The 13,600-nt window shown below is 51.0% G+C and carries 12 protein-coding genes; 6 read left to right on the forward strand and 6 right to left on the reverse strand.

Annotation, left to right across the window (positions count from 1 at the left end; all coding sequences use genetic code 11):
• Window positions 1-254: 254 nt before the first annotated feature.
• Complete coding sequence (locus KCG43_RS17665) at window positions 255-1,148, reverse strand: LysR family transcriptional regulator (RefSeq protein WP_218386572.1); 894 nt, start codon at window positions 1,146-1,148, stop codon at window positions 255-257.
• Window positions 1,149-1,262: 114 nt separating this feature from the next.
• Here KCG43_RS17665 and KCG43_RS17670 point away from each other — a divergent pair, with 114 nt between their 5' ends.
• Together KCG43_RS17670 and KCG43_RS17675 are read left to right on the forward strand one after the other, a co-directional pair.
• A complete protein-coding gene (locus tag KCG43_RS17670; protein WP_218386573.1) occupies window positions 1,263-2,504 on the forward strand; it encodes an MFS transporter in 1,242 nt (413 codons plus the stop codon).
• A 395-nt stretch (window positions 2,505-2,899) separates the two neighbouring features.
• The gene (locus KCG43_RS17675; RefSeq protein WP_218386574.1) at window positions 2,900-3,490 is read left to right on the forward strand and encodes a helix-turn-helix domain-containing protein; all 591 of its coding nucleotides are present in this window, start codon (window positions 2,900-2,902) and stop codon (window positions 3,488-3,490) included.
• A gap of 324 nt (window positions 3,491-3,814) precedes the next feature.
• Here the strand turns inward: KCG43_RS17675 and KCG43_RS17680 are convergent, their stop codons facing one another.
• Window positions 3,815-5,077, reverse strand: a complete 1,263-nt coding sequence (locus KCG43_RS17680) for an MFS transporter (RefSeq protein WP_218386575.1) — start codon at window positions 5,075-5,077, stop codon at window positions 3,815-3,817.
• Between the two features lie 126 nt (window positions 5,078-5,203).
• Here KCG43_RS17680 and KCG43_RS17685 point away from each other — a divergent pair, with 126 nt between their 5' ends.
• Window positions 5,204-5,977 (forward strand): helix-turn-helix transcriptional regulator, encoded by a 774-nt coding sequence (locus KCG43_RS17685; RefSeq protein WP_192014259.1) that lies wholly within the window; start codon window positions 5,204-5,206, stop codon window positions 5,975-5,977.
• Between the two features lie 30 nt (window positions 5,978-6,007).
• Here the strand turns inward: KCG43_RS17685 and KCG43_RS17690 are convergent, their stop codons facing one another.
• Window positions 6,008-6,910, reverse strand: a complete 903-nt coding sequence (locus KCG43_RS17690) for a LysR family transcriptional regulator (protein ID WP_218386579.1) — start codon at window positions 6,908-6,910, stop codon at window positions 6,008-6,010.
• A 144-nt stretch (window positions 6,911-7,054) separates the two neighbouring features.
• Here KCG43_RS17690 and KCG43_RS17695 point away from each other — a divergent pair, with 144 nt between their 5' ends.
• The 3 genes from KCG43_RS17695 to KCG43_RS17705 all read left to right on the forward strand — a co-directional run bounded on the left by KCG43_RS17695 (window position 7,055) and on the right by KCG43_RS17705 (window position 9,749).
• Entirely contained in the window at window positions 7,055-8,203 is a 1,149-nt protein-coding gene (locus KCG43_RS17695) for an S-(hydroxymethyl)glutathione dehydrogenase/class III alcohol dehydrogenase (protein WP_192014255.1), read from the forward strand.
• A gap of 75 nt (window positions 8,204-8,278) precedes the next feature.
• Window positions 8,279-9,127, forward strand: coding sequence for an S-formylglutathione hydrolase (fghA, locus tag KCG43_RS17700; RefSeq protein ID WP_218386582.1), 849 nt, complete (start codon window positions 8,279-8,281; stop codon window positions 9,125-9,127).
• A 148-nt stretch (window positions 9,128-9,275) separates the two neighbouring features.
• Window positions 9,276-9,749, forward strand: a complete 474-nt coding sequence (locus tag KCG43_RS17705; protein ID WP_218386585.1) for an NYN domain-containing protein — start codon at window positions 9,276-9,278, stop codon at window positions 9,747-9,749.
• An 84-nt stretch (window positions 9,750-9,833) separates the two neighbouring features.
• Here KCG43_RS17705 and KCG43_RS17710 read toward each other — a convergent pair whose 3' ends face one another.
• From KCG43_RS17710 to KCG43_RS17720, 3 genes are all read right to left on the reverse strand, one after another.
• Window positions 9,834-11,849 carry an acetoacetate--CoA ligase gene (locus tag KCG43_RS17710; RefSeq protein WP_255558088.1) on the reverse strand — a complete coding sequence of 672 codons (2,016 nt, stop codon included), beginning with the start codon at window positions 11,847-11,849 and terminating at the stop codon, window positions 9,834-9,836.
• 72 nt (window positions 11,850-11,921) lie between these two features.
• A complete protein-coding gene (gene maiA / locus KCG43_RS17715; RefSeq protein ID WP_192014249.1) occupies window positions 11,922-12,560 on the reverse strand; it encodes a maleylacetoacetate isomerase in 639 nt (212 codons plus the stop codon).
• Between the two features lie 12 nt (window positions 12,561-12,572).
• Window positions 12,573-13,595 carry a fumarylacetoacetate hydrolase family protein gene (locus KCG43_RS17720; protein WP_218386588.1) on the reverse strand — a complete coding sequence of 341 codons (1,023 nt, stop codon included), beginning with the start codon at window positions 13,593-13,595 and terminating at the stop codon, window positions 12,573-12,575.
• Window positions 13,596-13,600: the final 5 nt, after the last annotated feature.

Below are 13,600 nucleotides of genomic sequence, written 5' to 3' on the forward strand. Positions count from 1 at the left end.
CGTTCCTGATCTTGTAAATAACGCCAAGCTGTGAGTGTTGCATAGGCGAAAATACCCATAGAGCCGCGGCTCAGGTATCAAATTGCTCTTAGGATCTCTCAGCTGAACAAGTGTAAATAAAAATCTCCCTACGTCACTTCAGCCCAATACTCAGCGAAAAAAATTACGATTTTCAGGGCCACAATGTGGTGATGGCGTATAAATACCGCTTTGATCTGAATGAGGTGTGGGCGGCGTGGTGATGGTGCTCAGATTCAGAGATCATGACTGATTTCGACGATTGTTTTTCTCAGCCAGCCGTGGGCCTGATCGGCATTCATTCTGGGGTGCCAGAGCATGGATATTGGAATCGGCGACACGGTGAATGGCAGTTGAAAGCAATGCATCCCCTGCCGGAAGCTTTGTGTGTGCTTGGCGGGGACAGTGGCAACTAAGGCGGTGGCGCTGGCTAACGTGACGGCACTGGTGTAACTGCTGACGGAGGCACGGATGTTGAGCCGTTGTCCGGATTCGTTCAACAGGGTTTCGAGGTGGCTTTTGTCTGCGTCCATTCTTGTCACGCCAATATGGTCGGCGCTGAAGTATTGCTCTGCGGTTACCTGACGCTGGCTGAAGGGGTGTTGTGCGGACACCACACCGATGAAGTGATCTTCAAATAATCGTCGTACTCTGAGTTCCGGATACGTGGTTTCCCTTAGTTTTCCGATTTCAATATCTATGCTGCCATCCCGCAGCCCCGCGCCTTGTGGTGAAGACTGGCTGATGAAACGAACACGGCTCCGTGGTGCTTCTTCTGTCATGCGTTTCACCAGCGCCCCACCCAGACTTTCCACAAATCCATCGCTGGCGAACAGCGTAAACGTTCGCGCCAGGCTGGCAATGTTGACGGGCACAGCAGGGGTCAGAATGGCTCTGACATCCATGGTCAGCTGGCTGACCTGCGCCTGAATTTCCAGCGCTCTGGGAGAAGGGACCAGATGACGTCCGGCCCGGACTAACACCGGATCGTCCATGGTGACGCGCAATCGTGCCAGCGTTCTGCTCATTGCAGACTGACTTAAATTCATCCGTTTTGCTGCGCGGGCAACGTTGCGTTCCTCTAACAGGACATTCAGGGCCGGAATCAGATTCAAGTCGATCGCTTTCATTTGTCTACCTATGGCGTTCCATGCATTCAATGAGTGTAAATGATGCGTCTTCTGCAAAACAAGGTCAGATTTTAAGATGGCTTTTATCTCGGGTCCCAAATTGGAGTGTTCTTCATGAAAGCGGAAATTTCACAGGCAGCAAAGGCAGAGAATCTGTCGATGACAAACTGGTTCTCACTGCTGGGGTTAGCCGTTGCTGTACTACTTTCTTCGTTAAATATCAGTATCGTCAATGTGGCTTTGCCCAGGCTGGCCAGCAGTTTTTCAGTGCCAATGTCTGAGGTGCAATGGCTGGTTGTGGTTTATCTGCTGGCGATGACATGCTTTATGCCAATTGCCGGCATATGGGGTGATCGCTTTGGCCGGAAGCGACTGTTTCTTTTTGGTATCGGCCTCTTTTTCTGCGGTCTCATTGCCTGCATTGTGTCGGAAAGCCTGACACAGCTGATCACGGCGCGTTTGGTCCAGGGGATTGGGGCCGCGATATTTATCAGCCTGGTGATGACCTTTGTTAGTGACTTTATTCCTGCAACCAAAACCGGGACCGCGATGGGGATTTTAGGCACAACCTCTGCAATCGGGACGGCACTCGGGCCGGTCTTGGGCGGCTATTTGATTTCGCATTTTGACTGGCATGCGCTGTTCTATGTCAGCGTGCCATTTTGTATTTTTGCTTTGTTGTTACTGGCCCGGCAGTTACCAGACAATGCGCCTGTGCCCTTCAAATCGGTGAAGTCAGGACGTTTTCTGGCTCAGTTCTCTGAAAATCCGGCATTGGCAGGCAGCCTGACTGCGAATGTCTGCGTTTCGGCCATCATTATGTCAACCATGGTTGTGAGCCCGTTTTACTTCACTGATGGCCTGCAGCTTTCACCAGCGCAAATTGGCGCTATTTTGTCGGTCGGACCGATTGTTTCTGCTCTTACTGGTGCTCCCGCTGGAAAGCTCACGGATCATCTGGGGTCAGGAACTGTGGTTCGTGTCAGCCTCTGGATTATGCTTTTGGGCTGCCTCCTGATTTCCGTCAGCGCATTCTGGACTTCTGTCCCTGTCTATCTATTTGCTTTAATTCTGGTTACCGCTGGCTATGCCATGTTTCAGGCGGCCAATAATACAGCCGTGATGACAGATGTTCAGGAAGGGCAAAAAGGAGTGACGTCGGCATTGCTTCATTTTTCCCGGAATCTCGGCCTGATGGCTGGCGCTTCGGTCATGGGATGGCTCTACCTTTTTACATCAACTTTTTTTCCTGAAACTCAGAATCAACCTGCCACTGCTTTTGGGGTTACGTTTCTGATTTCGGCTATTTTGGTCGGGCTGGCTCAGGTTATGGTTTCTTTGAGAAGGGGGCGGTGATTTATTTGGATTTCCACATTCGAGGGATGCGATGTTATTTATCGTAATTCCTCAGGGGGTCTATAATCGCTGCACAAAAAAATCTTCGAAACAACCAATAATGGTATTTCTCAGACTTACAATAAAACCACATTACCTGCGTGCAAAGATTGCAATTCGAATCTCCTTGGTTATTTAGAGAGGCATTTGAAGCATGAATTTGAGGCCCAATCCTCACACAATTCATGGTTCGGTGTATCAAGCAGGCATTGTCCAGTGCGTACAGCAAGCTGCGGCTGAGTGCGGCGTTAGCAGCTTGTCACACCTTTGACGTATTATTGGCATTAAACTGTCGTATATGAAATTTTGAGTTATTATACGCTGTGGTCTCAAATGAGATGTTGGATGGATGTGTGATGAAGGTTAATACTAAAAAAATATTAAATGAACGTAAATCAAGGGCATGGAGTCAACAACATTTAGCTGATGTAAGTGCTTTAAGTTTAAGAACAATTCAACGAGTTGAGAAAGAAGGTACAGGTTCACCTGAAACAGTGAAGGCATTAGCGGCTTGTTTTGAATTAGACGCCAATGAACTACTTGTACACGAAGAGACCAAGAGAAATTCATTCGAGATAAATATCAAAACGAAACTGGCTGCAATGTGGTCTTTAATTATTGTCATTTTTGTCAGTGGTATATTGTTTATTGTGCAGCCTACAGTGGCTTTTGATATAGAAATTAGTGCTGATCATATAGAAAGCTCTGATGAAAATAACTATCAACTGTATAGCGGTAATGTAGAAATATTTGTGCCGGAAGGGATCACTTTTGAAGTCGAATCTGATGAACTTTGGGGGACAGACACAGCTTCGGTTGTAACGGGTAGTGTGAAGGTAGAACTAGATGAGACGACATTAGTAGTAGGTGATGGTGTGATCATCAAAGTCGATAAAGGGATAAAAATTACAACAGATCACGCTGAACTGCACCCTATGCCACTATGATAGAAAACTGCTAACAAACGTTCAAAGTTTCAATTTTTTAATCTGATCTGAAAGATTTGACACAAGAGTTTCAAATCGTGTCTGTCCAATAACGAACCAGAACCTCAAATGTTTAAAATACGAGGGAAAATTCAGAACGAATTTTCAGGTTGTCGGCGCCGGAAGTGCCGACAACCGACCCGGATCACGCCAAAGAACAAAAACGGGGCGGACCATACATTGTGCCAGCAAAACGTATCCGGCGAGCATTCGAAAAATGCTGAATTTGCCACTGAACTCAAGCGCGACATACCCGCACAATGTTTAGACATGTACTCGCTGTCCCTACGCCACTTCAGCTTCCAGCCTCTCCGGCATGAAGAGAAACAGCGCAGAAGACGCGACAAGCAGCAGACCACCAAGGGTCCAACTGGCAGAAATGCCGTAATGCTCTGAAATCATTCCGAAAAACAGCGATGCGAGCACGCCGCCACAAGTGATCATAAAAGAGCTGATGGACAACATGGTTGATCGGACACGCGTTTCTGTCTGTTCATGTAGCAAGACGCGCTCAGAATTATTACCAGCAGTGAAGAGGAAGAAGAACACCAGGTAACACAAAGCAAAGCTAATGGGCTGCGAGGTATTGGCCAGGGCAATGAACGCGATGCCCGCGGCGACACGGGTCGAGAACATCAGGGTTTTGTGTGATCCTTTCAGAATTTTGAGTAATCGGACAGACAAAATTGACGAACCGGCAGACATCAGAAAGTAAAGGGCAGAGAGGCATCCGAAAAAGGTGACCCCATAATCTGTGCCATGGATGAGTTCTGACAGATAAGGTTGCCAGTAGTTTTCAATCCCGCTCAAGACCATGCCAAACACCAGCGTGGTCTGCATCAGCCGGCGAAGCACCGCATGGCGGAAAGCGGTTTTGATGGCTTGCAAACTTGTCTGGAAAGCATCGGTTTGATGCTGATCTGCGGGTGAAGGCACAGGTTGATCCTCTTCAAGAATCAGTGCCAGCGTGATCACTATCAGAACCAGACTGGCGATGGCAACCAATACGATATTCAGATCATACATATTTAACCCTGAGAACCTTGATGGCGGCGGGAATGAGCGAGATGCAAAGTCGGGCAGCCAGCCACCGATCAGGGAGCCAGCCGCCAGTCCGAGCGTGACGAACACATGAATGGTTGCAATCGCGGAATGAAAAGATTGCTGGCCGGGTTGGCGCCGGAAGCTGTCGTAAAACCAAGCGTCAAGCGTACCGGAATAGACGGCTTTTGCTGTTCCCAGCAGCATGGCTGCAATCAGAATGAAGGGCAGGCCGTCTGCAAAGTACAGCACGATGCAGCCCAGAATGTTGACCAGCAGCGAGATAAGGTAAGTCTTCCTGCGCCCGTAGGTATCTGCGACGCCGCCCAGAGGGATTTCAAGCAGGGCGGTGCTGCCAATCCAGACCGCCATGACGATCCCGATATCCATCAGGCTGAGTCCTCTCGACTGGAAAATCAGTATCAGTACCGGAATCATGATGCCCACAATCGTCCAGTGGAGGCATTGTTGAATCCCGAATCGGCGTGTCAGTCCTTTTTTGCTCATGCTGATGTTCTCTGTGATGCTGAATGTTCGCAAAGAATCTCATATTGATTCATTGTTTCAATGTAATCTCATGAAGGGTCGTATTATGATGCTTTGAGTGTCGGGATGTGATTCGGAGAACACCAAATGGATGACAGGTTGTCGCAAGAAGTGTGCGCTTTGCTGAAAAAGGAGCTCAGGAAAAGGAAAATATCCTATCAGCACTTAGCAGATGCATTGGAAATTTCTGAAGTGAGTGTGAAGCGACTGCTGAATCACGCGCAGCCCCTGTCGATGCAGCGGCTGATTCGTATCAGTCGTTTGCTGAACTTCCCATTGTCGAAGTTGCTTGAAGAAGCAGAAAAAAATATCTACACCATTCCCGTTTTCACGCCTGCGCAGGATCAGGCCTTTTATGAATGTCCGGCGTTATTTACTTTCTGGTCTGAGTTAACTGAACACCGGACAGTGAGTGAGATTGCTGAACGCTATGGCCTGAATGAGCCCTCAATTCATCTGTATCTGAGAAAACTGGAATCCATTCAGCTGATTGAGATCAAAGCGAACCGAACCTGTCAGTTATTAGTCCCGAGCCACACGTCTTTTGAAAAAGGGGCCCGGTTTCCTATCTATTTCACCCGAACGGTGCTGAACCGCCTTCAGGCGCGGGTGATTGATCTCCCTGCTGAAGACAATCAGGCCTTTCTGATGACGTTAAAAGCAGAGCTGACGCACGATGAGTTTTTGGAAGTCATGCATAAGTTAGACGATTGGATGTTCAATAAGCTGCGCGAAAGTCAGGATGTCAGGGCCCGGGAAGGTCTGAAAGTTGCCCCTTATACCTTTGGCTTTATGGCGGCTAAGGGAGCTTTTCATGACAAGCTGCCAGACATTCCCAACCTGACCGATGCAGTTCAATGATACTGTTGTCAGGCGCAGTGCAATCCGACTTCAGTGTTGTGAAAGGCTATCGGGTGATGAGCCTTTACTCAAGCCCTTCACCAGAAAATCCACCAACAGCCTTACTTTCGGTGACAGCCGGACGCTGGACGGAAACAATGCCCAGATGCCTTCTTTGTCATCGCGGTACTGGGCCAGCACTTCAATCAGCTCGCCGGATTCCAGATCCTGCTGGATGTAATAATCGGGCAACTGGATTAAGCCCAGCCCCCGTTTCGCGGCATCACGCAGGGCAAAGCCGCTGTTGCACTTGAGCCGGCCTGAAATACGCAGTGCTCTGGATTGTTGTTTGTCTTTGAAGCGCCAGACATCCACTGAGCCAACTAAACACTGGTGTTTACTCAGCTCCGACAGAGTATGGGGTTCGCCGTGCCTGTCGAGGTAATCGCGGCTGGCACAGACGTAAGATTGCCGGGTCGACAGCCTGCGGGCCAGCAGCGTGGAATCTTCCAGCCGCCCTAAGCGTATGGCCAGATCAACGCCGGATTCAATGAGATCGAGTTTCTGGTTGGTAAGCACCAACTCGACGTCGACCTGCGGGTATTGTTCTAAAAACTGATTGATCAGGGGCGCGAGGTGTAGCTCGCCGTAGGTGACGGGGGCGGTTACGCGCACCAAGCCTTTTGGAGTGGTTTGCATCTGCGTGACAGCCAGCTCTGCCTGTTCCAGTCCGTCCACCAAATGTTTGCATTGCTGAAAATACAGCATTCCGGCTTCCGTCAGCGTCACTTTACGTGTGGTGCGGTTGAGCAGTTTGACGGCGAGCCGATCTTCCAACGCCGCGACGCGGCGGCTGACCTGAGCCACCGAGGTGGACAGTTTTCTGGCGGCCAGTGTGAAACTGCTCGATTCTGCCACGGCGACGAATTCACTGACGCCTTCCCAGTTTGCCATGGTGTATTCCGTGCTTGATTCCAAAGTGTTGATTATTACACAACCGTAAAAATGATTTGCCAGAATCGGTAATTATTTCTGGGATGTTCAGAGATATACTGAATGAAAGCTGTGTATCTCATTCAACAAAATAAGGAAGATTTCATGACGCTGGAACTGAAACCCGGTCAAACCTCAATCAAATCAAAAGCGGCTGTCGCCTGGGCTGCGGGTGAACCGCTGAAAATGGAAGAAGTCGACGTTCAGCTGCCGAAAGCCGGTGAAGTACTGGTTCGCATTGTGGCGACGGGGGTTTGCCACACGGATGCCTTTACGTTATCAGGTGATGATCCGGAAGGGATTTTCCCGGCGATTCTGGGCCACGAAGGCGGTGGTATTGTTGAAATGGTGGGTGAAGGCGTGACCAGCGTCGCCGTGGGTGATCATGTGATCCCGCTGTACACTGCTGAGTGCGGTGAGTGTAAATTTTGTACCTCGGGCAAAACCAACCTGTGTCAGGCCGTGCGTGAAACCCAGGGCAAAGGTCTGATGCCCGACGGTACCACGCGTTTCTCTATCAATGGGGAGCCGGTTTATCACTATATGGGTTGCTCCACGTTCTCTGAATACACTGTGCTGCCAGAAATTTCTCTGGCGAAAGTGAACAAAGCGGCACCGCTGGAAGAAGTGTGCCTGCTGGGCTGTGGTGTGACCACAGGTATGGGTGCTGTGCTCAATACGGCGAAAGTCAAAGCAGGCGATACGGTTGCGATTTTCGGTCTGGGTGGCATTGGCTTATCGGCCATTATCGGTGCGCGCATGGCCGGTGCCAGCCGTATTATCGGCATTGATATCAATGAAAGTAAGTTCGGGCTGGCACAGCAACTGGGTGCGACGGATGTCATCAACCCGCAGCATTTTGACAAACCGATTCAGGAAGTGATTGTCGAAATGACCGACGGCGGTGTGGATTTCTCGTTCGAGTGTATCGGCAATGTGAATGTGATGCGTCAGGCGCTGGAATGCTGCCACAAGGGCTGGGGCGAATCGGTGATCATTGGTGTGGCCGGTGCCGGACAGGAAATCTCTACCCGTCCGTTCCAGCTGGTGACTGGCCGGGTCTGGCGCGGTTCTGCCTTTGGTGGTGTGAAAGGTCGCTCGCAATTGCCGGGCATTGTTGAACAGTATCTGGCGGGTGAATTTGGCCTGCAGGAGTTCATCACCCATACCATGGGACTGGATGAAATCAATGAGGCGTTTGACCTGATGCATGAAGGCAAGAGTATTCGCAGTGTCGTCCATATGGATAAATAATTGCTGTTGCTACTCTAAGTTAACGATCACACCGCACGGCAAGGTGCGGTGATACCAATACGGAGAGATTCACCTATGAGCCTCGACAATCTCAGTCAGAACAAAGTGTTTGGCGGTTGGCATAAGCAATATACTCACAGATCATCGTCGCTGAATTGCCAGATGCGTTTTGCTGTGTACCTGCCATCGTCGGCCAGTGCATCCAATAAGGTGCCGGCACTGTACTGGTTATCCGGCCTGACCTGCAGCGATGAAAACTTTATGCACAAAGCAGGAGCGTTCCGTGTAGCGGAAGCATTAGGCATTGCCCTGATTGCACCGGACACCAGCCCGCGCGGTGACGATGTGGCGGATGATGATAACTATGATTTGGGTAAAGGCGCGGGTTTTTATCTGAATGCGACTCAGGCGCCATGGGACAAGCATTACCGGATGTACGATTACATAGTGGAGGAGTTGCCTGAGCTCATTGAGGCCCATTTTCCCATATCTAGCCTGAAGTCGATATCGGGTCACAGTATGGGGGGGCATGGCGCCCTGACCATAGGGCTGAAAAATGCCGATAAGTACTGTTCGATATCGGCGTTCAGTCCAATCAGCCATCCTATGGTGTGCCCCTGGGGGCAAAAAGCCTTTCAGGCGTATCTGGGCAACAATAAAGAAGACTGGCGTCAGTATGATGCCTGTGAGCTGTTACGTCAGGGACAGGCTTCGCTGCCTATGCTGGTTGATCAGGGCGATGCAGACAACTTCCTGGCAGAGCAGCTGCACCCTGAGGCATTACAAGCCGCCGCCGCATTGCATGATTCCGCGCTGGAACTGCGCATGCAGCCCGGTTATGACCACAGTTACTACTTCATTGCCAGCTTCATTGAAGATCATCTGCGCTTTCATGCCCGTTATCTGCTGACCGGCCGCAACTAAGGCCTGATGACAGCGCGAGCCACTGCAGGGTACGTTTTCAGCGTACCCTGATCAGGCGGTTTGCTATGCCTTGACTTCCTTACAAGGTAGTATTGCCCAAACGCTGCTGATTCAGGCAGCGAACTTTCATTAATCAGGACGTAACTGAATGGAAAAAGTGGCCATATTTGTGGATGTGCAAAACGTATATTACACATCCCGGCAGAGTTATCAGCGAAACTTTGACTACAACGCCTTCTGGGCCAAAGTGACTAAAGACCGGGAAGTGGTTGCCGCGTTCGCGTATGCCATTGACCGTGGTGATCGTAAGCAGCAAGAGTTTCAGAACATCCTGCGGGCCATTGGTTTTGAGGTTAAACTGAAGCCTTTTATTCAGCGCTCTGACGGCTCGGCAAAAGGTGATTGGGACGTTGGCATCACCATTGATGCACTGGAGCACACGGGCATGGCCGATGTGGTGGTGCTGGTATCCGGTGATGGCGATTTTGATCTGTTGCTGAATAAACTGCGAGTTGATAAAGGTAAGCAGGTTGAGCTGTTTGGTGTGCCTGACTTGACGGCAGCCTCTTTGATTAACGAAGCCAGTACATTCGTTCCCATTGATGATGCGTTGCTACTTTAGTAAACCAGGTTCACTGGTTGATGATAAAAAACACGCCCGGGTTACAGGCGTGTTTTTTGTTTCCAGAGTGATGTTCAGGGGTGATCACAGCATCAGTTCTGGACGATTTTTGTACTGTTCCAGCGCCTCCGGGTTGGCCAGCGCGCCGACGTTTTTCACCGGCTGCTGATGCACCACATTACGCACCGCCAGTTCAACCAGCTTGCCTGATTTAGTGCGCGGAATGTCGGTGACAGCCAGAATCACCGCCGGGACATGACGTGGCGAGCAATGCTCTTTGATGCGCTGACGAATCCGGGACTGCAGCGTGTCGTCGAGCTGTTGTCCTTCGGCAAGCTGAACAAAGAGCACTACACGGACGTCATTCTGCCAGTTTTGTCCGATCACAATGGAATCGGTAATCTCGTCCATCGGATTGACCTGACGGTAGATTTCCGCTGTGCCGATGCGCACACCGCCCGGATTGAGCACCGCATCGGACCGGCCAAAGAAGACTAAGCCGCCGTGACGGGTCAGCTGAACAAAATCACCGTGGTGCCAGGTGTTGGCATAAACCTCCCAGTACGCACTGTGGTAGCGCTTACCCGCTTCGTCGTTCCAGAATCCGACAGGCTGATGCGGAAAGCTGTTACAGCACACCAGTTCGCCCTGAGCGTCAATCACCGGCTTTCCGTTGTCATCATAAACCTGTACATCCATGCCTAATGCACGACCCTGGCATTCTCCGCGGTACACAGGGCTGAGAGGGTTACCAATCGCAAAGCAGCCACAAATGTCAGTACCACCGGCAATAGAGGCTAACTGCAAGTCAGATTTGACAGCACGATACACATAGTCGAACTGTTCCGGCGCTAACACAGAGCCGGTAGAGCATAGGGTTCGCAGGCCAGACAGCCGGTGGGTCTGGTTAGGCTGGTAGCCTTTTTTCTCAAGTGCTTCGAGATATTTGGCTGAAGTGCCAAACAGGGTAACGCCTTCCTGATCGGCCATATCCCACAGCACATTACCGTCCGGATAGAAAGGAGAACCTTCGTAGAGCACCAGGGTCGCACCAGCCGCCAGCCCGCTGGCCATCCAGTTCCACATCATCCAGCCACAGGTGGTGAAATAGAACAGGCGATCCCCTTTATTGACATTGCTGTGCAGCATGTGTTCTTTCAGATGATTCAGCAAAATGCCACCGACACTGTGAACAATACACTTGGGCTTTCCCGTGGTGCCGGAAGAATAGAGTATGTAAAGCGGATGATTAAACTCAACCTGTTCATACAGGATTGCCGCTGGCTGACACGTGGCTAGCACGTCATCCCAGTATTGATAGCGTTCAGTTAACGGCTCCGCAGCAGGCGGCGGCATGTCAGTAAATGGAATCAGCACCACTTTCTCTACGCTGTGCAGTTCTGTCAGCATGGCATTGACTTTGTCGATGCAGCTGTGACTTTTACCATTGTAAAAATAGCCATCGGCCGCGAACAAGAGTTTCGGACATGTCTGGCCGAAGCGCTCAACGACACTGTCTACCCCAAAGTCCGGCGAGGTAGAAGTCCAGATCGCCCCAATTGCGCTGGTGGCGAGCATGGCTATCAGCGTCTGTGGCAGGTTAGGCAGATAACCGGCCACGACATCACCTTGTGAGATGCCTTGCTGGCGCAGATACTGGCTGAGTTGGGAGACCTGATCGTACAAGTTCTGCCAGCTTAGCTGCTGGCGTTGTTCTGCCTGTCCTTCACAATGAAACACAATAGCCGCTGTTTCCGGTGCCTGTTTGGCGTAGGCCAGCAGGTTTTCAGCAAAATTCAGGCGGGCATCCGGGAACCAGAGGGTGTCTTTAGCCGGCTCTGTGCTGCCTGGGGGGCAGTCTGTCACTCTGCTGCCTTTGTCACCAATGACGCCGCAGAAGTCCCACAGACGATCCCAGAACTGTTCACTGTGCGTGACAGACCAATGGTGAAGCTGCTGATAGTCGTGAAAAAGGGTGTCTTCCTGCTCGCTCAGATTCACCATGAACTGGTACAGCAAGCTGTCATGAATACTGTCTTTGGTCGGCTGCCAGAGAATTGGCGCTTGATCTTCTTCCAGATGATGGTCTTGCATGCTCATCGTTATCGTCCTTATCGTGATGGCTTACGTCTTTATCGCAGACCTGGCGTCCTGCATGCCGCCTTGATGCTTTTATTGTGGCGTATTATCCGGGTGAGCCTGCTCAAAAGGAGCCAGTTTTTGGCAGGCAGCATCGATTCTGACCAGCGTCGGGTAGGGGGACAAGTCAAGCTCGAACCGGCGCGCATTATAAAGCTGAGGCACCAGACAAATATCGGCCAGCGAGGGCGTGTCGCCACAACAGAAGGTACTGGGCTGGTGAGTTTGCCTTGCCGCTACTCGGGCTTCCAGCGCAGACAAGCCCTGGTGCAGCCAATGGTGATACCAGGTTAGCTTATCTTCCTGGCTCACACCCAAGTCCTGCGTTAAATAGTTGAGGATGCGCAAGTTGTTAACCGGGTGAATATCACACGCGATACTCAGTGCCAGTTCGCGGCATTGTGCTTTTTGCCACGGATCGCGGGGCAGAAGAGCAGGCTCAGGGTGGGTGTCTTCCAGCCATTCTATAATGGCCAGTGACTGGCTGAGCTGGCCAGTCTCCGTATCCAGTGTCGGCACCAGCTGAGACGGATTGATGGCCTGATAAGCCGGTGATTGTTGCGCTTTATCCACCAGAGACACCGGGTGGCTGGTATAGCTCAACCCTTTCAGGTTGAGCGCAATACGCACCCGGTAGGCGGCGGATGAGCGGAAATAGTCATAAAGCGTCATCCGGCCTCCTGGTTAAACTGGCTGGTGGTGGTTCAGATCGGCAGGATCGTACTGATGCTGGTATTTCACCACTGTCTGTTCAATCGCGCCAAAGATGGAGTCACCGTTGTCGTCAAACATTTCAATTTTGACTTTGTCGCCAAACGTCATGAAAGGCGTAACGGCTTGTCCCTGATCGATAATTTCCAGCATACGGCGTTCGGCCAGACAGCAGGATCCGCTGGAGCGATCAACGTTAGAAACAGTCCCGGAACCGATAATGGTGCCCGCGCAGATATGACGGGATTTCGCCACGTGTTGCACCAGCTCTGCGAAGTTGAAGGTCATGTCCACACCAGCATTGGGTTCACCGAACAGCTCATCATTCAGGTGTACGCTCAGACGCTGATGCACTTTGTAGTCATGCCAGCTTTCGCCCAGTTCATCCGGTGTGACAGCCACAGGAGAGAAGGCCGAAGCCGGTTTGGACTGAAAGAAACCAAAGCCTTTGCTCAGCTCCGCGGGGATCAGATTGCGCAGCGACACATCATTGACCAGCATCAGCAATTTGATGTGGCCGTGTACTTCTTCAGTGCGTGTTCCCATTGGTACATCATTGGTGATAACCGCAATCTCACCTTCAAAATCGATTCCCCAGCTTTCATCGGCCATTTTAATGTCCTGACGCGGGCCAAGAAAACCATCTGACATGCCCTGATACATCAGGGGATCGGTCCAGAAGCTTTCCGGCATTTCTGCGCCGCGTGCCTTGCGGACTAATTCCACATGGTTGACATAGGCACTGCCGTCCGCCCATTGAAAAGCCCGTGGCAGCGGAGAGGCACAATGTGCCGGGTTAAACGGGAAGACATCATTGGCAATGCCGTCATTCAAATTGCGATACAGATGTTGCAGATCCGCTTCGACCTGATCCCAGTTATCCAGAGCAAATTGCAGCGTCGGCGCGATGTCGTGTGCATGTACGGCTTGAGTGAGATCACGTGAAACGATAATCAGTTGTCCGTCACGGCCTTGGTTTAAAGAAGCTAATTTCACGTTTT

Source organism: Photobacterium sp. WH24, assembly GCF_019204055.1.
Classification (GTDB): Bacteria; Pseudomonadota; Gammaproteobacteria; order Enterobacterales; family Vibrionaceae; genus Photobacterium; species Photobacterium arenosum.